This is a genomic window from Microbacterium shaanxiense (assembly GCF_054779995.1).
Genome location: NZ_BAAGXE010000006.1, coordinates 150,775 through 170,929 on the forward strand (window position 1 = coordinate 150,775; position 20,155 = coordinate 170,929).

Sequence of the window (20,155 nt, forward strand, 5' to 3'; positions counted from 1 at the left end):
CTCCGCGCTCAGCACACCTCCCTGCGGTGCGCGGGCTCGGCAGGCGTCGCCAGGTCGCGGTCGCGCAGGATCGTCGACGGAGGCGTGTCCGCATCGGCGCACACCTCCGTGAACGGGCGGGCCAGATTGTCGGTGTACTCGATGTTCAGCACGCCCGTTCCGTAGGTCTCGACATACGCGGAGCACTCGTCGTACGCAGCGCACTCCTCGCTGACGGCGAAGTCGAAGTGCGCTTCCTCGCGGAGCATGGCGGCGAACTCGGCGGCGTTCTTCTGGCCGGCGCTGAGGCCTGCGGAATGCGCGACGGTCACCAGTCTCGCCGCCACTTCGACGCCGTCGTCGATCGCGATCCGTCCGTCGGCCCTGGTGAAGGAATCGAGGTTGTCGAACTCGACCGCGTCGAATCCGTCCGCCGCGCATCCCCGGATCCAATCGCCGACGGTGGCGACGACGATCTCCTTCCCCGCGGGGGAGGAGATGTCCAGCAGCGCTTCGTCCGGCCAGTGCGGGTCGCGCACGGGCAGTCCGGAGTCGTCGACGAGCACCGCATCCGACGGCCAGTCGTCGAGCTCGCCCGGCTGCGTCTGAAAGGCGTTGATGTAGCAGATGGAGTACAGGCCGCTCTCCGGCGCATCAGTGCGATCGCGCACGACGACCGTGACATCGTCGGCGGGCGGGTATCCTCCGCCGAGCTGGTAATCGAACACCGGGTCGTGGGGCAGAACCGCGAGGTCGATGGGGTCTGCGGCGGGCCCTGACGCCGTGCACGCGGTGAGGGCGAGCATGCTCGCGGCGGCGGCCGCGACGGCGACAGATCGGCTCACGCGGATACGCACACCTCAGACTAACCGCGGCAGGATAGGCTGGGGTGTCATGCTCGAACTAGATCTCTCCGCCGAAATCCAGGCGCTCAGGCACACCTTCGGCGATATCAGCGAGGTCGTCGATGTTTCCCGACTTCGCGAGGACATCGCCCGGCTCAGTGAGGAAGCGGGCGCACCCGACCTCTGGGACGACACCGAGCGCGCTCAGAAGGTCACCAGCGCCCTCAGCCACCGCCAGTCCGAGCTCGCCCGAATCACCGGCATCGCGCAGCGCCTCGACGATCTCGAGGTGCTCGTGGAACTCGCCAACGAGATGGGTGATGAGGACTCGGGCCAGGAGGCACGGGGCGAACTCGCCGCGCTGACCGACGTCATCAACCAGCTCGAGGTGCAGACGCTGCTCGACGGCGAGTACGACGACCGCTCGGCGATCATCACGATCCGCTCGGGTGCGGGTGGCGACGATGCCACCGACTTCGCCGAGATGCTCATGCGCATGTACCTGCGCTGGGCTGAGAAGCACAAGTACCCGACCAAGGTCATGGACACCTCGTACGCGGAGGGCGCGGGCATCAAGTCCGCGACCTTCGAGATCGACGCTCCGTACGCGTTCGGCACGCTGTCCGTCGAAGCCGGTACGCACCGCCTCGCGCGCATCAGCCCGTTCGGCTCCGCCGACAAGCGTCAGACGAGCTTCGCCGCTGTCGAGGTCATCCCGCTCATGGAGGAGGCCACCGAGGTCGAGATCCCCGAGGGCGACATCCGCGTCGACGTCTTCCGCTCCTCCGGCCCTGGTGGGCAGTCGGTCAACACGACCGACTCGGCAGTGCGCCTGACGCACCTCCCCACCGGAATCGTCGTCTCGATGCAGAACGAGAAGTCGCAGATCCAGAACCGGGCCGCCGCCATGCGCGTGCTGCAGACCCGCCTGCTGCTGCTGCAGAAGGAGAAGGAAGCGGCGACGAAGAAGGAGCTCGCCGGCAACATCACGGCGAGCTGGGGCGATCAGATGCGCTCGTACTTCCTCTACGGCCAGCAGCTGGTGAAAGACCTGCGCACCGGCCAGGAATCCGGCAACCCCGCCGCCGTGTTCGACGGCGATCTGGACGACTTCATCTCGGCAGGCATTCGCTGGCGCAAGCGCAGGGATGACGACTGAGCTCTCTCCGTCTCGATGGGGTGTCGCTCGCGTCGAGCGACAGGCGCGCGCTTAGGCTCATAACGCCATGATTCGGTTCGAGAACGTCACCAAGCGCTACCGCGGGACGAAGCGACCGGCCCTCTCGGGGGTCGACTTCGAAGTCCAACGGGGCGAATTCGTCTTCCTCGTCGGAGCCTCCGGGTCGGGGAAGTCCACCTGTCTCCAGCTCATTCTCCGCGAGGAGGTGCCGTCCGCCGGACGTGTCGCGGTGCTCGGGAGAGACCTGCGCTCGCTCGCGAACCGCAAGGTGCCGTACTTCCGCCGTCACATCGGCTCGGTGTTCCAGGACTTCCGTCTGCTCTCCACCAAGACCGTGTTCCAGAACGTGGCCTTCACTCTCCAGGTGACCGGCTCTTCGCGAGGGTTCGTGCAGCAGGCAGTGCCGGAGGCGCTGGCGCTGGTCGGGCTCGAAGGCAAGGAGAAGCGGATGCCGCATGAGCTCTCCGGCGGAGAGCAGCAGCGCGTCGCGATCGCCCGCGCGCTCGTCAACCGCCCTCAGGTGCTGCTCGCGGACGAGCCGACCGGAAACCTCGACCCTGCGACCTCGGTCGACATCATGCAGCTGCTCGCACGCATCAACGCGGGCGGCACGACGGTGCTGATGGCCACGCACGAAGCCGCGTTCGTCGACCAGATGCAGCGCCGCGTGATCGAGCTGCGCGACGGCGAGATGGTGCGCGACGAGGTGCACGGCGGCTACGGCGACCGCTCGATGATCCCGCAGCTCGTCCCTGAGCAGGAACGCGGCGCCGCTGCGACCGCTGCCCTCACCGCCGTGCAGGAGGTGCAGCGTCAGACCGAGTCGCTCGAGCCCCTCACCGCCGAGATGATCTCGCAGATGAAGGCGGCGCGCAGCGCTGACGCTCCCGCGGCACCGGTCGCAGATGCGACGGCATCCGCGCAGGCTCCGGCGGCCGAGCAGGCTCCGACGAACGTCGGCCCTGGCACGCATCCGATCGTGCTGCCGGATGTCGATGTCGCCGAGCTCGGTGTCGCCGATCGCCTCGGACTCTCCGACGGCAAGGACGACGAGGAAGTGGGGCCGACATCGTGAGGGTGGGTCTGATCCTCACCGAGGCACTCGGGGGCCTTCGGCGCAACATCTCGATGGTGATCTCCGTCGTGCTGGTGACGTTCGTGTCGCTGACGTTCGTCGGCGCGGCGATACTCATGCAGGGCCAGATCAGCACCATGCGCGACTACTGGACCGAGCGCGCGCAGGTGTCGGTCTCCATGTGCTCGACGGTCTCGACCGGTGAGAGCTGCATCGACGGCGCCGCCACACCCGAGCAGGTCGATCAGGTGCGAGCCGAGCTCGAAGCGGATCCGCTGGCGTCACTGATCGGCGACCTCCGGTTCGAGACCAAGGCGGAGGCCTACGCCAACATCACCGAACTTCTGGGTGAGGAACAGGCCAGCGTGCTCACCGAGGAGCAGATGTCGGAGACGTTCTACGTCACCCTCAAGGACCCAGGCCAGTCCCAGGTGATCGTCGAGGCGTTCGCCGGCATCAGCGGCGTGGAGGAGGTGCGCGACCAGCTGCAGTACCTCGATCCGCTCTTCTCCGCGCTCACCGTCGCGACCTACATCGCGGTCGGCATCGCCGTGCTCATGCTCATCGCCGCCATCCTGCTGATCGCCACCACGATCCGACTGTCCGCGTACGCCAGACGCAAGGAGATCGGCATCATGCGCCTGGTGGGCGCCTCGAACCGGTTCATCCAGACGCCGTTCGTGCTCGAGGGCGTGTTCGCGGCGTTCATCGGCTCCGTGCTCGCCAGCGGGGCCGTCATCGCCGGCGTGCATTTCGGTGTCAACGGCTATCTGAAGGGCAGGGTGCCGTTCATCACCACCTGGGTGACGATGCAGGATGCTGCGTTCGTCGTGCCGGTGCTCATCGGCATAGGCGTGATCCTGGCCGCGTTGTCGGCAGGGTTCGCGATCCGCCGGTGGCTGCGCACGTAGCATCCGGCCGCGCGTCCCGGCAGCGGCCTTCGCCGTTGTAGACTGATGGGCTGTCGTGCGTTCGGCGCGGCACGGATCAGGAGAGCATCATGCCCAGGGAACGCGGGGAGAAGGTCGTCGCGACCAATCGTCGCGCACGTCACGACTACAACATCGAGAAGTCGTACGAGGCGGGGATGGTGCTCACCGGCACCGAAGTGAAGTCATTGCGGCAGGGCCGCGCGAACCTCAGCGACGGGTACGCGTTCGTCAAGGGCAACGAGGTGTTCCTCGACTCCGTGCACATCCCGGAGTACTCGCAGGGGCACTGGACGAACCACTCGTCCAAGCGCATCCGCAAGCTGCTGCTGCACCGCGAGGAGATCGAGAAGCTGCAGCACGCGGTGTCCGCCGGCGGCTACACGCTCATCCCGCTCAAGCTCTACTTCTCCGACGGCAGGGCGAAGGTCGAGATCGCCCTCGCGAAGGGCAAGCGCGAGTTCGACAAGCGTCAGACGCTGCGCGAACGCCAGGACACCCGCGAGGCCCAGCGCGCCATGCGCATGCGCAACCGCGTGGGCGAGTAGCCGACCTACAGCTCTGGTTCGAAGCCGAACACCTCGCCGAGGAAGCGCAGTTCACGCTCCAGGGCGTCGATGATCGTCTCTGCACGACGGAAGCCGTGCCCCTCACCGGGGTAGACGACGAACTCGTGCGGGATGCCGCGCGCCGCAAGGGCGTCGCGGATCGACTCCGACTGCGACGGCGGCACGACCCGGTCGTCAGCGCCCTGTAGCAGCAGCACCGGTACGTCGATCCGCTCCGCGTGCGTGAGCGGGGAGCGATCGATGTAGACCTGTTCGGCCGCGGGCAACGGACCCACGAGGCCGTCCAGGTAGTACTTCTCGAAGTCGTGCGTGTCCTCCGCGAGCGCGCGCAGATCCGTCACGCCGTAGCGGCTGATGCCCGCCGAGAACACCCCTCCGCGCACAAGTGACGCGAGCACCGTCCACCCTCCCGCCGACCCGCCGCGGATCGCGATGCGGTGCGGGTCCGCACGACCGGAATCGGCCAGTCCGTGTGCGGCGGCCAGTACGTCGTCCACGTCGGCGACGCCCCACCGGCCGTCCAGTCGCTCGCGGTACGCGCGGCCGTACCCGGTGGACCCGCCGTAGTTCACATCGAGCACGCCGATCCCGCGGGTCGTGTAGAACGCGATGGCGGCGGATGCCGCGCCCGCGACGTGCGCGGTCGGTCCGCCGTGCACGAGCACGATGTACGGCGGGAGCTCGCTCTCGGCCGCGGTGGCGTCGGGGTTGGAGGGTGCGTAGTCGAACGCGTGGACGGGCCCGTTCGCACCGTCGAATGTGATGCGGGTCGCCGGGGGCATCCAGTCCTCGTCGACCGGTCGTCCGCCGCGCACCCGTTCGACGGCGCCGGAGTCGACGTCGACGCACCACAGGCCCGCGCTCACACCGGCGCCGCCGCCGGAGAGGAGCACGCGCGAGCCGGACGCGTCATCGACGCTCACATGGGCCGTGGCCGGCACCTCGATGCGATCCTCCGACCCGTCGTGCCCGATGAGCACGACCTCGTCCGAGCCGTTCGTGCGCACGGCGACGATGCGGCCGTCGGCCAGCGGCTGGTACCAGCGGTTCCCGAGCACCCAGAGGCCGTAGCCGGTGTCGGCGTCCGCCGGCGCGATCGGCTCCGGAGCGCCCGCATCGAGCCCATTCATCTCCCGTCGATAGAGATTCCAGCGTCCGGTGGGGTCGTCCGCGTATACGAGTTCTGTGTCGCTGATCCACTCGGGCTGCAGCGCCGCGCGTGCGCGCGTGTCGGCGAAGACATCCCCGCCGAGCTCCGTGACGCAGAGCATGGCCTCCTGCCACGGCATCCGTCGCCCGCTCCACTCGACCCACGCGATACGCGTGCCGTCCGGTGAGAGCGCGGGGTGTGCGAAGAAGGCACTGCCCTGGAGGTGCACACGAATCGCGGTCTCGTCCGAGGCGGCGGACGCGTCGGTCGGGATCTCAACGATCGCCCGCCGGTGCGGCTCCACCGAGAGATCCTCACGCACGGCCAGCAGCCGCCCCTGCTGCAGACGCAGCCCGCCATGGTTCGGGCAGGTTCCGTCCGTGCCGGTCGGTGTCAGCGGTTCCGGCGTCCCGCCACGCGGCATCCGGTACACGCGCTGATCACCGGAATCGACGAAGAACAGCGTGCCGTCCGCATCCGCCGTCCATGCCCCACCGCCGTACTCGTGCACGCGCGATCGGGCACTCCACGGCTCGGGGAGGAGCACCGTGCCGTTCGAGCTGCGCACCGTGACGCGGCCGCCCTCGGCCGGCACGGACTCGCCCCACCAGATCTCATCGCCGACGAACCTGGCGCCGTCGATGCGCGGCGCGGATGATGCGATGTCGGCGGCGTGGAAGGGGGAGGGCCAGGTTCCGTACGGCTGCATGCCTCGAGCCTATTCGCCGTCCGCCTGACACGCCGCGTCACGCTGGTTGCGCGCTCGGCGACGGCGAGCGGAAGACCTGTTGATGCGGTCAGACCGCGCGCAGCACCGCGACGACTTTGCCCAGCACCACGGCGTCGTCGCCGAGGATGGGCTCGAACGAGGAGTTGCGGGGGAGCAGCCAGGTGTGGCCATCGCGCTGACGGAACGTCTTCACCGTCGCCTCACCTTCGAGCATGGCCGCGACGATCTCGCCGTTCTCCGCCGTGTTCTGCGTGCGCACGACGACCCAGTCGCCGTCGCAGATGGCGGCGTCGATCATCGACTCGCCGGAGACCTTGAGCATGAACAGATCGCCTTTGCCGACGAGCTGGCGGGGCAGCGGGAAGATCTCTTCGACCTGCTGCTCGGCGGTGATCGGGATGCCGGCCGCGATCTGACCGACCAGCGGCACCATCGCCGCGTCGCCGACGGGGGTGGCGGAGTCCGCCGGATTCTCGCCGCTCGTGCCCGGCAGGTCGATGAGCACTTCCATGGCACGCGTCTTGCCAGGGTCGCGTCGCAGGTAGCCGCTCAGCTCGAGCTGCCCGAGCTGGTGGGTGACGCTGGAGAGCGACTTCAGCCCGACGGCGTCGCCGATCTCTCGCATGCTCGGCGGATATCCGTGCCGCGCGATCGAGGTCTGGATGACCTCGAGGATCGCCAGCTGCTTTGCGCTGAGGTTCTTGCGCCGACGGGTGCGCGGAGCCTCAGGGCCGGGGACGGAGATGTCGCTCATGGGTGCTCCTTCGTGCGCTTTCACGGTGCTGGCGTTCGTGTCCACCGGCGTTCATCTTCGAATGTCGGTGGCCCGTGGTGTGGTGTTCGTATCGAAACCGTATCCGAGAATCGCACCGAAACGGAAGATCTGTTCGAGCGTGTCGGTGAATTCGGTGGATGGGTTTCGAATAAGTCTTGACAGATGTTCGAATTCGAAGATACATTCGGTACGTAGCTTCGCATTCCCCGCTCCCGGCCGAGCGGCGAATGCGAACGCTACGCCAAAGGGCGCAAGTCCCGAGGCAGCCAAGAGGCAGAGGAGAAATCACATGAGCACCATCAGCATCAGCGCCCCAGCAGCTCTTCCCGTTCGTGCCGCTTCCAGCGCACCGACGCGACTCCGGCTGACGGCGCGCGGGCGTCGACTTCTGCTCGCTCTTGCAGCTCTCCCTCTGGCGGCCGGCATCGGGTTCGCCGCGATCAGCGGCGGTTCGGCGCTCGCTTCGGGCGACGCCGCTGAGGCGACCGTCTTCGACACTGTGACCGTCATGCCGGGCGACACGCTCTGGGCGATCGCCGAAGATGTCGCCCCCGCCGAAGACCCTCGCACGGTCATCAGTGAGATCCAGAAGCTCAACGCTCTGAACGCTGGCTCCTTGCAGGTCGGGCAGCAGCTCGCGATCCCGGCGGAGTACGCCGGCTGATCTCACCGTTAACATGGGGAGGGTGACTGTTTCACTCAGCGACTTACCCCTCCGTGACGATCTTCGCGGTCTCACCCCCTACGGCGCACCCCAGGCCCCGCTGGCCGTCGCGCTGAACGTCAACGAGAACACGCATCCGATTCCGGATGATGTCGCGAGCGACATCCTCGACGACATCGCCGTCGCCCTGCGCGACGTGAACCGCTACCCGGATCGGGAGTTCACGGCCCTGCGCGAAGGATTCGCCGAATACCTCGGACACGGCCTCGACGCGTCGCAGATCTGGGCGGGCAACGGTTCGAACGAGGTGCTGCAGCACATTCTGCAGGCCTTCGCAGGGCCGGGGCGCACGGTCTTCGGCTTCGCTCCCACGTACTCGATGTACCCCCTTCTCACCCAGGGCACTGGGGGGCGCTGGGTCGCGGGGGAGCGTCAGCCCGATTACACGATCACCGTGGAGGACGCGGTGGCTCAAGTCATCGACGCAGACCCCGACGTGATCATGCTCTGCACGCCCAACAACCCCACGGGCACCCCGCTTGGCCTTGACGTGATCGAGGCCGTCTACGAGGCGTCCAGCGGGGTCGTCGTGGTGGATGAGGCGTATCAGGAGTTCGCGCCCCGAGAGTCGGCATCCGCTCTCACGCTTCTCGAAGGTCGCCCCCGTCTCGCCGTCTCGCGCACGATGAGCAAGGCGTTCGCGTTCGCCGGCGCACGGGTCGGGTATCTCGCCGCCGACCCGGCGTTCATCGACGCTCTCCGGCTCGTCAGGCTTCCGTACCACCTCAGCGCCCTCACCCAGGCGGCCGCCGTGGCTGCGCTGCGCAATGCGCCGACGATGCTCGGCATGGTCGACGAGATCGTCGAGCAGCGCGACCGGATCACCGCGACCCTGGAAGCGCTCGGCTATGAGCCCCACGAGTCATGGTCGAACTTCGTGCTGTTCGGGGGAGTGGCAGATCCGCAGGCGACGTTCCAGGCACTCTACGAGCGCGGCGTGCTGGTGCGCGACGTGGGCATCGCGAACCACCTGCGGGTCACCGCCGGCACCGAGGCCGAGACGACGGCGTTCCTGGACGCGCTGGCCTCGATAGGATCGGCGTCATGAGCGTTTCCCGCACCGCGACCCGCACCCGCAGCACGTCCGAGTCGACCGTCGAGCTCGAGCTCAACCTCGACGGCACAGGGCAGAGTCACATCGACACGTCTGTGCCGTTCTTCGACCACATGCTCACGGCGTTCGCGAAGCACTCGCTCACCGACCTGACCGTGCGCGCGTCGGGCGACACCGACATCGACGCTCACCACACGGTGGAAGACATCTCGATCGTGCTCGGCCAGGCGATCCGCGAGGCACTGGGCGACAAATCCGGCATCTCCCGATACGGCGACGCACTCGTGCCGCTCGACGAGGCTCTCGCGCAGGCGGTCGTCGACATCAGCGGCCGTCCCTACCTCGTCCACTCAGGCGAGCCTGCAGGATTCGAGCACCACCTCATCGGCGGCCACTTCACCGGTTCGCTCGTGCGGCACGTCTTCGAGGCGATCACGTTCGGTGCGGGGCTGACAGTGCACGTGCGAGTGCTGGGCGGCCGAGACCCGCACCACATCGCCGAGGCGGAGTTCAAGGCGTTCGCACGCGCATTCCGCCAGGCCAAGGCGCTCGACCCTCAGGTGGTCGGCATCCCCTCCACCAAGGGCGCACTGTGACACGCAGGCCCACCGTCGCGGTCTACGACTACGGATCAGGCAACGTCCACTCCGCGGTCAAGGCGCTGATCGCGGCGGGAGCCGATGCGACGCTCACGGGTGATCGCACGGCCGCGCTGGAGGCCGATGGATTGTTCGTGCCCGGCGTCGGCGCGTTCGCTGCGGTGCGCGAGGCGCTGCACGCCAAGGGCGGCGACGAGATCATCGAGCGCAGACTCGCCGGTGGCCGGCCGGTGCTCGGAGTGTGCGTCGGCATGCAGGTGCTCTTCTCGCACGGTGTGGAACGCGGGCAGGACGTCGAAGGCCTCGGCGAATGGCCGGGAACCGTGACGCAACTGGACGCGCCCGTTCTGCCGCACATGGGATGGAACACCGTCACGCCAGACGAGGGCAGCATACTGTTCCGCGGTATCGAGGACGAGCGGTTCTACTTCGTGCACTCCTATGCCGCGCAGAGCTGGGAGCTCGACGTGATCCCCCCGTTCCCGCAGCCCGCGCTCACATGGACGACGTACGGCACGCCGTTCCTCGCCGCGGTCGAGAACGGCCCGCTCTCAGCGACGCAGTTCCACCCTGAGAAGTCGGGAGACGCCGGCATCCAGTTGCTGCGCAACTGGGTTCAGAGTCTCTGAAGAACCGCTCCGACGAGGAGCCGCGCCGGTGACGCACAGGTCACCGGATACCGTAGGTCTCCCGCACGACGGGCAGCCACTGCATGTTCAGTGCGGTCTTCGTCCGTGCGCGCAGGGACGGAAGCGTCTTCGTGAGCGGCGCGCCGACGGCGAGACGCGCGTCGAAGGGGATGGACACGCGGCCGGCGACGGCCGGGGATCTCCCGAACGCCGAGCAGAGCACCGGGAGGGTGCGTTCGAGACCGGGGGCGCCGAAGCGCTGCGCCACGTCCGAGAGACTGCTCTCGAGCGCGGCGACGCCCTGGGGAGTGGATGCGCCCACCAGGACCAGGCGGCCCTGCTCGATCGCCGCCGCGGCCTTTCCGGCCTGATATCGTCCGCCGTCGACCAGCTCGTGCCCGCTCCCGCGCACCGGCGACGAGAGGGTGCCGAGGCGGAGGTCGAACGACTGCGCATCCTCCGCGACGACGGTCGGGATCCGCGAGCCCTGCTCGACCAGAAGCAGCACGCTCAGAGCAGCGAGGGTCGTCGTGCCGGTGCCTCCACTCGTGCCGAGGAACGTCAACGAGGTCATGGTCTCGCCTCCGCACTGTCGGGCAGATGCGCGACCTGCACGACGAACGGGCTCTCTCCGCGCCGTGCATAGCGTCCGCGCCCCGGCGGGAATCTCTCCGCGTACAGACGGGGCATGATCTGCCCTTCGCTCCGATCGCCGGACAGGATCAGCAGCGCTGCCCCGGTGTCGCGGATGCCCTGCAGGAAGGCGCCGTACATCGCACGCACCGACCCGGCGACGGGACGCGCGAGCACGATGTGGAACTTGCTGTCGCGTGCGGTGGGCAGATGCGGCGCCAGCGCCGACAGGTGCTCCATGCCGCCCGCGCTGATGATGTCGTGGTCGTCGACGAGCAGCACCACTCGGGGAACGCTCCTGAGTTCCTTCGCGGACATCTGCGGTCTGCGGGCGAGTTCCGTCGCGATCGACGACGCCAGGCCCGACGCCTGCGTCGCCGTCCTGGCGTGTGCGGCGAGGTATTCGTCGGGGATGACCTCTGCGACGTGGCCGCGGGAATCCACCACGGCGATAGCGAGCTCCTCCGGCGTGAATCTCTCGATGAGACCTGCGGCGATCATGCGCAGCGTCGCCGACTTCCCGCTGCGCGCATCGCCGAGCACGAGCAGATGCTGATCCGCCTGCTGGAACTCCCAGAACGCGCTGGCCATCGTGTCCTGGCGCAGGCCGAACGGTACGGCATCCGGTTCGTCGACAGCCTCCGGCAGCTGTTCCGGATCCAACTCCTGCGGGAGCAACCGGATGGGGGCGGCAGACGGGCCGGCCCACGACGCCGCCACCCGCCGTCCGAGTTCCTCGATCTGGTCGCCCAGTTCCTCGTCGCTGCTCGTCTCGAGAACGGGCAGCGCGACATGGCCCAGGAGTCCGCTGTCGGCGAGGGCCCGCCCCGGCGTCGACGTGCTGATCGTCTTGGCGAGAGAGCGGTCGATCGTCGATTCGGTCGGGTCGTTCAGTCGCAGTTCGATCTTCGTCCCGAACAGCGACTGGTGGGCGATGCGCAACTCGCTCCACCGGGAGAGTCCGAGCACGATGTGCACGCCGTAGTTCGACGCACGCAGCATCACAGCGGTGAACGCGGCATCGAGATCGTCGAACTCCTGTCTGAGGGCGCCGTATCCGTTGACGAGCACGACCACGTCTGCGGACGACAGCTGCGGCACTTGTCCGGCGGCGTGCCGTGCACGCAACTGCGAGACCGAATCGATGCCGGAGTCCTTGAACACGCGCTCACGCGTGGCGAGCATCGCCTCGAGTTCTTCGATCAGCCGGCGCACTCGCGCGGGATCCGATCGAGTGGCGACGCCGCCGACATGCGGGAACGGCTCGAGTCGGCGAAGTCCCCCGCCGGCGAGATCCATCCCGTACACCGCGACTTCGGCCGGGGTGCGACCGAGCGCGAGGGACACGGCTATGGTCCGAAGCAGCGTGGTGCGCCCTGACTGGGGGCTTCCGACGATGGCGAGATGGCCGCCGCCGCGCGTGAGATCGAGCATCCACGGCTGCTGATTCTGGTGCGCCGGATCGTCGATCAGCCCGATCGGCGTCTCCGGGGCGACCGTCCGCTCCCGCTCTCCCAGGATCTGCCCGAGAGCGAGGGTCTCCGGCAGCGGAGGCAACCACGCCGACGAGACGGTGCGATCGTCGGCGCGAAGTCGCAGAACGGCCTCGTCCACGAGCAGCTGCCCGACCTCTGGCGTGGTGAACGCCGGACTCGCCGATGGCCCGTCATCGTCGTCGTCCCGGCTGATGCCGTTGTACGTCGGCACGCGGAAGACGCGTGTGAGCTCACCCTCGCTGGGTGCAGGCGCGGACCGGACCGGCACCGGACCGGACACATAGCCCGCACGAAATCGCTGATACAGCGACGTGTCGACCTTGAGGATGCCGTAACCGGGCAAGGCCGGAAGTCGATAGGCGTCCGTCGTCCCGAGCACGACCTGCGACTCACTCTCGCTGAACGTCCGCAATCCGAGCCGATAGGACAGATACGTGTCGAGTCCGCGCAGCTTGCCCGCCTCGATGCGTTGGCTGGAAAGGAGCAGATGGATGCCGATGGAGCGGCCGATCCGGCCGATCTGCAGGAACAGGTCGATGAACTCCGGCTCGGCGGTGAGCAGTTCGCCGAACTCGTCGATCACCATGAACAGATGCGGCATCGGCGGCAGATCGGGCCGAGTCTTGCGGAGCTCCCGGTAATGCGTGATGGAGGGCGACGCATCAGCATCCTTGAGCAGCTGCTGTCGCCTGACCACCTCGCCCTGGAGCGAGGCGCGTGCGCGAGTGGTGAGCTGAGGGTCGTCGGCGAGGTTGTCGATGAGACCGGCGACGTGCGGCAGCTTCTGGAAAGGCGAGAAGGCCGCGCCGCCCTTGTAGTCGACGAGGATGAAGCTCAGGTCCTCAGGCGGATGCGCCAGGGCGAGGGCCAGCAACAGGGTGCGCAGCATCTCGGACTTGCCCGAACCTGTGGCGCCGACGCAGATGCCGTGTGGGCCCATGCCCTCCTGCGCGCTCTCCTTCAGATCGAGGAAGACGGGGCGGTCATTGTCGTCGAGCGCGAACGGCACGCGCAGGAAGGCGCTGGGCGAGCGGGGAGTCCACAGCTCATCCGGGTCTATCGCGGACGCATCCGTGATCCCGAGAAGCTGGGTGATGTCGAAGGCCTCGGTCGTGCCGCTCTGCGGCCGAGACGCGTGCACCGTGCGGAACGCGGCCATCGAGCGAGCCAGCGTCGTCACCGTCCCGTCGTGTGTCCGATCCGGCGTGAAGGCGACATGCGCGGGAGCGGCCGAAGACGCCTGTGAGGTGATCACCGCACCGTCGTCGTCGACGGTGACGCGGATGTCGACGTCGTCCGGCTCATCCAGACGGTCTGCGAGCAGATGGACGACGGTGATGTTGAGGTCACGAATGCGCAGGTGCGGATCCGGGCTGTTCAGACGCGACGCGGCCCGCCCGTGGTCATCGAGGAAGACGAGGAGGCGTCCGTGCGGATTCTCGCCTCGGCCGTGGCGCTGCACGCCTGCGGCGGAACCGGCACGCTTGCCGAGGTCGCCCGCGAGGACATCAGCGAGGGAACGGATGTCGGGAGCGATCCGGCGTGCAGGGACAGGGCCGTCGAAGAGACCGGGATCCTGCACATGGGGCAGGAGATCGAATCCGTTCCACTGATCGGCGTGCTGCGGTGCGTAGGCGGCGGCCAGGGTCAGATCGTCCGGAGTGTGCGCGGTGGCCAGTTGGGCGATCAGTGAGCGGATCACCGACATGCCGCGGTCACGGTCGCCGACCACGGACACGACCCATGCGTCCTTCAGATCTGCCGTCGCCGGCATCTCGGGTACGGCGTCGAGGCTGCGTGCGACGATCTCCGCCTCGCGCAGCAGGATGGGGTCCGCGGGCTCGAGCGGTGAGTCGCTCCGGGCGACGGTGAGCGAGAACCACGGGCGGGATGCTACGCCGAGCCGTGCGGAGAGGTAGTCGTCATCGGAGCGGCGGCGTTCCCATCGGCGAGCCGGATCGCGCATGATGCCGACGAGCGCTTCCGGGGCGGGATGCACGGCGATCGCAGCGGCTCGGTCGTTGGCGCCGCGCTCACGCAACTCGGACCGGTAGCGCTCGAGGTAGTCGAGATACAACTCGCGCTGAGTGCGGGCCTTGCGTGCCGCCCGACCGCGTGCGGACAGGGCGAAACCGAGTCCGCCGACGATGGCGACGACGAAGATCACGGCGGCCAGAACGAGGAACAACGGCTGTCCGTTGCGCAGCACGACCATCATGATGACGGACGACAACGCCCCGATCAGCGGAAGCATGAACTGCAGCGGCATGCCGCCGCCCTGATCGGTGAGCGCCGGGGGCGGCGGGATGAGTTCGGGCTCCGGTGGAGTCGGAGGCGCCGTCACCCGTGTGGGGCGGTGGAACAACGTCCGGGTCATGCGACCAGCACCTCCGTCGAGGAGCGTCCGCCGAGGCGCACGACCTCTGCGCTCAGCGTCGCGAGGGCGAAGGCGCTCGCATTGCTGCGGGCGCCGGGCTCACCGAGGCGAACGGTGCGGTCGAAGGGCAGGAGGAACACGGGGACCGGCGACGATGCGAGCATCCGTCGCGCCGCGGGCGTCGCCCTCCCGCGCACGGACGACGCCACCAGTACCGTCGGCGTTCCCGATGCGATCACGGAGGATGCCGCGTCCAGGGCCTGTTGCACCGCCGGCCGTTCGGTCGTCGACGTCAAGCACAGCACGTGAGATGACGCCGAGATCGTGGAGAGCCGTGCGGCGTCGATGGAGCCCCAGTCGGTGAGCGTGAGTTCGGGGGCGCGCCCTGTGCCCGAGTCCGAAAGAGGGGACCGGGTGGGGCTGGCGTCGGCCGCGTCGAGGAGCAGGACACCACCGCTTCTGCGCCCGTCGAGCGTCGATGCGACGCCACGCGCTGCGGTGGAGCATCCGGTTCCGCCCCGAAGCGATGCGAATCCGATCCGACGCACCACCGGGAGGGGCGCGCGCAGGTCGCGTTCGGCGGAGATCGCCTGCTCGTGCCGTGCTGTCGACCAGACCTGGAGCAGCCCTCCCCACCTGCTCACGAGAACGCTCCGAGAAGATCGTCGAATATGCCGAGGATGCCGAGCAGGAGTGGGATCAGTGCGATCGCGGACAACGATTCGAGGACGCCGAGGAAGCGCCGCAAACGCGCCTGCGCTGCCGCAGACGGTCGCATGACGGCGACCAGCACGAGAAGGAGGACGACAACCCCGCTGATGAGGACGGGCCACGGCTGGGGCAGCATGTCAGTGGTCCACAACCAGTGGGCGGCCGGAAGCACGGTCGCCGCGAGCAGGGCGATGCGGGCGGTCGCGAAGGGGAAGAGTCTGCTGCGCACCAGCACAAGGATGACGAGGGCTGCGGCGAGGCCGGCCTGCCAGGTGTCACCGGCGCCGAGGATCATGGCCGTCGATGCGATCGGGGGCGTCAGTGCGAGTACGAGAGCGGTCTGCGAGGCGAACGCCGTGGCCAATGCCGAGTCGATGTCGGTGCGTTTGACCGTGTCGCCGTCCATGGCGCTGTCGTCCAGCCTGGTCACACCCGCGCTGCTGAGGGCGAACGACGGTGCGAGTGCGAGGACGACAGCCGCCGCGATACCCGAGAACGCCGCCACGAGCGGGATCGACGCCGCGCTCAGCGTCGCCACAAGCACGACGGCGCTGCTCAGGAGGGCCAGCGCTGCGCCCGTCAGTACTCCGGGATGCCGGCCGCCGATACCGACCACGACGGCCACCGCGGCCCAGATCAGTGCCCAGGTGATCGCGAGTGCGACCGGGATCACCGCGGCACCCTGCGCAGGCAAGGAGACGGCCGTGTGGAGTCCGAGCGGCAGGGCGGCACCGATGCACAGTCCGAGCAGGCCGTGCTGTCCTGAGATGTTGTCGCGCCGGGAGAGCACGACGCCACCGACGGCGGCGAGCAGGAAGACGGAGGACAGAAGGATGATCGCGGCCGTCGCCGGCTGCGGAAGCAGCAGACCGGCCGTCGTGGTGACCACGGCGATCGTCGATGCGACCACGATCGCCGTGAGCCGGCTGTTCCAACGATCAGGGCGACCGACCGACGCATCGGCGACCGCCTCGGTGACCTCTGCGACGTCGGGCGGACGCGGTGCGTCATCGGCGGGGAGGAGGCGGAGCAGCGCACCGTGGTCGATGCCCTGATCGGACAGCGCCGCGCGTCCGTCGACCGGCTGACCCAGCAGCGTGGAAAGCACGAGCGGGGAGCCTGCTGCGACGGGTTCCTCGAGCAGGTCGATGATCTCCGGGAGCAACTCGTCGACGGGGTGGTCGTCCGGCAGCACGAGGTCCGCCTTGCGGCGGCTGCCGATGACTGTGACGCGCGTGTATTCCATCATTCCTTCTGATCTTCGATCGATTCGATGACCTCGAGCGTCTCGGGATCGATGGTGACGTCGGTCTCCGGGTCGGTGTAATAGCCGGTCTCGGGATCGATGTACCAGCCCGTGCGCGGATCGATCGTGCGTCCCTGCGGGTCGGTGGCCCATCCGGTCGTCGGGTCCACGATGAATCCCGTGCGCGGATCGATGAGTTCAGAGGTCGCGGTGTCGATCAGATAACCGGTCTCCTCATCCTCGATAAGCCCGTCACCGGCTTGCAGCGGACTGGAGGCGATCGCCGAGCGGAATGCGGCGATCGCCTTGTCCTCGCGCTGCGTCTCGATGATGTTCAGCACGAAGCCGGTACCCAGGCAGCCTGCGCAGATCACAGCGCCCAGGATGATGGATCCGGTCAGACGCCTGAGGTTGTTGTTGACCTTGCGCCGGTCGCGCTGCGCGCCGTGCACGAAGGCCGCGGTGAGTCGATCGCGGTGCGTGCGCGTCGACTCCAGCAGGGTCTGGTCGTAGTCGATCACGAGACCTCCGTCGAGCGTCGTCGCTGTTCCAGGGTGACCCGACGATCGCCGAGAAGGAGCGCGGCTCCCCACGGCACGACGGTCGCGAGGTGCGGGATCAAGGGCGCATCCGCACCCTCTACGTATGTCCCATTCGATGAGCCCAGGTCGGTGACGGACAATCCGTCCGTGCCGATCTGGACGAGCATGTGCACCTTCGAGATCGTGCGGGTGAGATCGGGGATCGCGACGAGTGAGTGTCGGGGATCGAGCGGAACGGTCGGGTCGCGGCCGATGAGTGCCGAATGCTGCACCGTATGGGTCGTGCCGTCATCCACGACCAGACGGAGGTGCGAGCGCGGCGGTTCGGGGCGAGAGTCGGGCCGCGGCGGTGTCGCGATGGAGGATCGCTGCGGACGTAGTGCGAACGGGTCGTCCTCGCTGCCGCGTCGGGCAATGCGCGAAGAGCGGAAGCGGAATGAGGGAAGCCCCGAAAGCTGGTCCATGCTGCGCAGTCGCAGCAAAGAATGCCCGATGCTGCCGCCCAGCATCCCGCGCCAGATCACGAGTGCCACGACCGCCGCCGCGCCCACCGAAAGCGCCCAGACGAGGGGCGCCGACGGGGCGATCGCAAAGCCGACCGCACCCGCCAGGATCACCGTCAGCACATCCATCCCCACGGAGGTGAGGACTGCTGCACGGGATGGCACGGCAGGATCAGAGGACACGTCGGCCATCGTACACAGCGCACCGGTTCACCTGATGTTCGCCTGTGACCTTGGGGCATGGGGAGTATTACCCATGGACTTCCGCAGCAGTTTCCCTAGCATTGAACACGTCTCTCGGAAGGAGTGCGGTATGAACATGAAATTCGCTATGGAGGCGGAGACGCTGGTCCGTCTCGGCCAGCGTTCGGCGACCGAGTCCGAAGATCTCGGCACGCTCGTCCGCTCGCTCGTCGAGGCCGCTGAGCCGCTTCAAGGGGTCTTCAACGGTCCCGCACGTGCACGATTCGACAACTTCAAGCTGAACACCGACGCGATCGCGAACGGCCTCAACGGTGCTCTCGCGGGTATCGTCGGTGCGATCTCGGGGCAGAACATCGCGTTCAACACTGCCGGTGAAGACGGGGCCGCCGCGCACGACGCCGGGCAGTCGTCCGCCGATTTCAGCAGCGAGGCGACACTCGCTCGCATCTCGGGTCAGTCCAGCGCCTGACCTGTCAAGACTCAGACACATCACGGAGGGTATGTCATGCCACTTGAGAACCAAGCAGATCGCAACGACTACAACGTCGGTGCATCCCAGTCGACGCAGTCGAACTTCGAGACCGTCGCGGGTCGCCTTGAGGCGGCTCTCGAGCGCCGGGATCAGGATGTCAAGGCCGCGATGGCCGATTACCAGGCCGATGGCGTCTCGGACGAGTACGCCGCCCTGGAGAAGCAGTGGAACGATGCGGGCGTCCAGGTGCGCGGTGTGATCGCTGCGATCCGTGGTTCGCTCGAGCAGAACGATGATGTCGCCATACGTGCGTTGCAGCGTGCGCGGGCGGCGCTGCCGATCTGATGGTCGACGCCGTCCATCCGTTCGCGGATGAGTGGACGGATGACTACGCACTGTTCTCGGTCGAGCACGACCGGGTCGCCTACTCACGGCCGCTGCGGCATTTCCTCGCTCACTGCCGCGCGGACGGTCTGCGACCGGTCCTCCTCACCGGGGAGGGGGCGCTCATCAGTCCCCACCTCTACACCGCGATGACTGAGAGCGGCGCGCTCTGGGCCTTTTGCAATGCCCGGGGAGTGTTCGACGCGCGATCCGGACTGCGTATACGGAGCATCTCAGAGCTGTGGACCGGAACGGATGCTTCTGAGCGCCACACCGACGTGGTGTTCGAGGGGCTGCCTGTACCTGTCGTGCTCTTCGACATCTACGCGACGGAACGAGCAGTGGATTCGACGCTCGTCGGCCCGCTGGCTGATCACGCAGTGGCGACGCTGGGCGGCGGTTCGCTGACACGCTACGGCCGCGATGAGCCGTTGACATCGCAGTGGGATCATCGCGCGCTGACCACGCAGGTGCAGGGTCAGATGCCGGCGAGCGAGGTGATCCTCGCTGCATCCGATCTGGGCGCATGGTGCTCGCTCACGGTGGCGCGCACGCGCGACGGACTGATCCAGCGCGTGCACGGGGGCGTGCCGCTGCCGAGCCTGAGCTCGACGCCGGTCGAAGAACTGCGCGATCGGGTCATGCCGACCGCGACACGCATGCTGTCCGGGCTGGTCGACGAGTTCCGTCCGCGGGTGGCGATGGTTTCGGCCGGGATGCTGAGGCACAACGCTGCGGACTTCGGATTCAGGGTGGGGGCTCAGCCGGTGGATGCGCCGTTGGCAGTGCTGATCGGTCCGCGCGCGGTCAGGGACCTTCGTCTCGACTTCACGAAGCTTGCCGAACGTCACGACGTGACCACGCTCGGCCCTGGACGGGTGCCCAGTGCGCTGGTGCGGATGACGGGGCGGGACGAGCTCTGGTCGCAATTGTGGGCCTTCGCCTACGACCTCGACCAGGAGCGGCTGGGGGCTGTGCTCGCGATGGAACTCGGAGGGCTGTCCTGATGGCGCGCGAACTCGTGCTGTTGAGCGACGTGCCGCTCACCGCCGACCTGATGGCGGCGACGGCGGCGCAGGTGATTCCGGACGGCGTGGGGATCGAGTACCGCGACGGCGAGGTGACCCAGTTCGTCGACGCGACCGGGGCGCAGGTCCTGACGATCTTCGATCCGGTGGCGGTGCATGTGCCGGATGAGGCGCGGGCGATGCTGAAGGATCCACCGCTCTCGTTCGCGCTGTGGACGGAGATGACAGTCCCGTTCGAGGCGAGCGCGGCTGCACGGCCGCTCGCGGAGGCGCTGGCGAGGTCTGTGCGAGGAGTTGTGAGGGAGAAGCTGTGATGCGAGA

Annotated in this window: 21 protein-coding genes; 12 read left to right on the forward strand and 9 right to left on the reverse strand. The window is 67.9% G+C overall.

Features of this window, described 5'->3' with window-relative positions:
• Positions 1-8: 8 nt before the first annotated feature.
• Positions 9-824, reverse strand: a complete 816-nt coding sequence (locus tag ACYVG2_RS17995) for an endo alpha-1,4 polygalactosaminidase (RefSeq protein WP_460782231.1) — start codon at positions 822-824, stop codon at positions 9-11.
• A 49-nt stretch (positions 825-873) separates the two neighbouring features.
• Here ACYVG2_RS17995 and prfB point away from each other — a divergent pair, with 49 nt between their 5' ends.
• The 4 genes from prfB (at position 874) to smpB (ending at position 4,556) form a co-directional block, all read left to right on the forward strand.
• Entirely contained in the window at positions 874-1,983 is a 1,110-nt protein-coding gene (gene prfB / locus ACYVG2_RS18000; protein WP_460782232.1) for a peptide chain release factor 2, read from the forward strand.
• Between the two features lie 67 nt (positions 1,984-2,050).
• The gene (ftsE, locus tag ACYVG2_RS18005) at positions 2,051-3,079 is read left to right on the forward strand and encodes a cell division ATP-binding protein FtsE (protein ID WP_460782233.1); all 1,029 of its coding nucleotides are present in this window, start codon (positions 2,051-2,053) and stop codon (positions 3,077-3,079) included.
• Positions 3,076-3,990: a permease-like cell division protein FtsX gene (gene ftsX / locus ACYVG2_RS18010; RefSeq protein ID WP_460782234.1), complete on the forward strand. Its 915-nt coding sequence runs from the start codon at positions 3,076-3,078 to the stop codon at positions 3,988-3,990. The genes ftsE and ftsX overlap by 4 nt, the downstream gene beginning before the upstream one ends.
• An 89-nt stretch (positions 3,991-4,079) precedes the next feature.
• Positions 4,080-4,556 (forward strand): SsrA-binding protein SmpB, encoded by a 477-nt coding sequence (gene smpB, locus ACYVG2_RS18015; RefSeq protein ID WP_460782235.1) that lies wholly within the window; start codon positions 4,080-4,082, stop codon positions 4,554-4,556.
• A gap of 5 nt (positions 4,557-4,561) precedes the next feature.
• Here the strand turns inward: smpB and ACYVG2_RS18020 are convergent, their stop codons facing one another.
• Positions 4,562-6,436: a S9 family peptidase gene (locus tag ACYVG2_RS18020; protein WP_460782236.1), complete on the reverse strand. Its 1,875-nt coding sequence runs from the start codon at positions 6,434-6,436 to the stop codon at positions 4,562-4,564.
• 88 nt (positions 6,437-6,524) lie between these two features.
• Complete coding sequence (lexA, locus tag ACYVG2_RS18025) at positions 6,525-7,211, reverse strand: transcriptional repressor LexA (RefSeq protein WP_448967729.1); 687 nt, start codon at positions 7,209-7,211, stop codon at positions 6,525-6,527.
• Positions 7,212-7,521: 310 nt separating this feature from the next.
• Between lexA and ACYVG2_RS18030 the strand changes: the two genes are divergently transcribed.
• From ACYVG2_RS18030 to hisH, 4 genes are read left to right on the forward strand one after another with little or no spacing between them, the layout of a single operon-like run.
• Positions 7,522-7,896 carry a LysM peptidoglycan-binding domain-containing protein gene (locus ACYVG2_RS18030; protein ID WP_460782237.1) on the forward strand — a complete coding sequence of 125 codons (375 nt, stop codon included), beginning with the start codon at positions 7,522-7,524 and terminating at the stop codon, positions 7,894-7,896.
• Positions 7,897-7,909: 13 nt separating this feature from the next.
• Entirely contained in the window at positions 7,910-9,004 is a 1,095-nt protein-coding gene (locus ACYVG2_RS18035) for a histidinol-phosphate transaminase (protein ID WP_460782238.1), read from the forward strand.
• On the forward strand, positions 9,001-9,606 hold the full coding sequence (hisB, locus tag ACYVG2_RS18040) for an imidazoleglycerol-phosphate dehydratase HisB (RefSeq protein WP_448967732.1): 606 nt from the start codon (positions 9,001-9,003) through the stop codon (positions 9,604-9,606). Before ACYVG2_RS18035 ends, hisB begins: the two co-directional genes overlap by 4 nt.
• Positions 9,603-10,238, forward strand: coding sequence for an imidazole glycerol phosphate synthase subunit HisH (gene hisH, locus ACYVG2_RS18045; RefSeq protein ID WP_460782239.1), 636 nt, complete (start codon positions 9,603-9,605; stop codon positions 10,236-10,238). Before hisB ends, hisH begins: the two co-directional genes overlap by 4 nt.
• 40 nt (positions 10,239-10,278) lie before the next feature.
• Here hisH and ACYVG2_RS18050 read toward each other — a convergent pair whose 3' ends face one another.
• Genes ACYVG2_RS18050 through ACYVG2_RS18075 form a run of 6 tightly spaced genes read right to left on the reverse strand, consistent with a single transcriptional unit; the run spans position 10,279 to position 17,929 of the window.
• Positions 10,279-10,812: a hypothetical protein gene (locus ACYVG2_RS18050; RefSeq protein WP_460782240.1), complete on the reverse strand. Its 534-nt coding sequence runs from the start codon at positions 10,810-10,812 to the stop codon at positions 10,279-10,281.
• Entirely contained in the window at positions 10,809-14,744 is a 3,936-nt protein-coding gene (gene eccCa, locus ACYVG2_RS18055; RefSeq protein WP_460782241.1) for a type VII secretion protein EccCa, read from the reverse strand. The genes ACYVG2_RS18050 and eccCa overlap by 4 nt, the downstream gene beginning before the upstream one ends.
• Positions 14,741-15,388 carry a hypothetical protein gene (locus tag ACYVG2_RS18060; protein ID WP_460782242.1) on the reverse strand — a complete coding sequence of 216 codons (648 nt, stop codon included), beginning with the start codon at positions 15,386-15,388 and terminating at the stop codon, positions 14,741-14,743. Before ACYVG2_RS18060 ends, eccCa begins: the two co-directional genes overlap by 4 nt.
• Positions 15,385-16,704 carry a type VII secretion integral membrane protein EccD gene (eccD, locus tag ACYVG2_RS18065; protein ID WP_460782243.1) on the reverse strand — a complete coding sequence of 440 codons (1,320 nt, stop codon included), beginning with the start codon at positions 16,702-16,704 and terminating at the stop codon, positions 15,385-15,387. The genes ACYVG2_RS18060 and eccD overlap by 4 nt, the downstream gene beginning before the upstream one ends.
• Positions 16,701-17,222 (reverse strand): OCRE domain-containing protein, encoded by a 522-nt coding sequence (locus ACYVG2_RS18070; protein ID WP_460782244.1) that lies wholly within the window; start codon positions 17,220-17,222, stop codon positions 16,701-16,703. The genes eccD and ACYVG2_RS18070 overlap by 4 nt, the downstream gene beginning before the upstream one ends.
• Positions 17,219-17,929 (reverse strand): FHA domain-containing protein, encoded by a 711-nt coding sequence (locus ACYVG2_RS18075; RefSeq protein WP_460782245.1) that lies wholly within the window; start codon positions 17,927-17,929, stop codon positions 17,219-17,221. Before ACYVG2_RS18075 ends, ACYVG2_RS18070 begins: the two co-directional genes overlap by 4 nt.
• 130 nt (positions 17,930-18,059) lie before the next feature.
• Between ACYVG2_RS18075 and ACYVG2_RS18080 the strand changes: the two genes are divergently transcribed.
• From ACYVG2_RS18080 to ACYVG2_RS18095, 4 genes are read left to right on the forward strand one after another with little or no spacing between them, the layout of a single operon-like run.
• On the forward strand, positions 18,060-18,419 hold the full coding sequence (locus ACYVG2_RS18080; RefSeq protein WP_460782246.1) for a hypothetical protein: 360 nt from the start codon (positions 18,060-18,062) through the stop codon (positions 18,417-18,419).
• Between the two features lie 36 nt (positions 18,420-18,455).
• Complete coding sequence (locus ACYVG2_RS18085) at positions 18,456-18,767, forward strand: pore-forming ESAT-6 family protein (protein WP_460782247.1); 312 nt, start codon at positions 18,456-18,458, stop codon at positions 18,765-18,767.
• Complete coding sequence (locus tag ACYVG2_RS18090; RefSeq protein WP_460782248.1) at positions 18,767-19,813, forward strand: DUF6177 family protein; 1,047 nt, start codon at positions 18,767-18,769, stop codon at positions 19,811-19,813. The genes ACYVG2_RS18085 and ACYVG2_RS18090 overlap by 1 nt, the downstream gene beginning before the upstream one ends.
• Positions 19,813-20,148, forward strand: a complete 336-nt coding sequence (locus ACYVG2_RS18095) for a hypothetical protein (protein WP_460782249.1) — start codon at positions 19,813-19,815, stop codon at positions 20,146-20,148. Before ACYVG2_RS18090 ends, ACYVG2_RS18095 begins: the two co-directional genes overlap by 1 nt.
• The last annotated feature ends 7 nt before the right edge of the window (positions 20,149-20,155 follow it).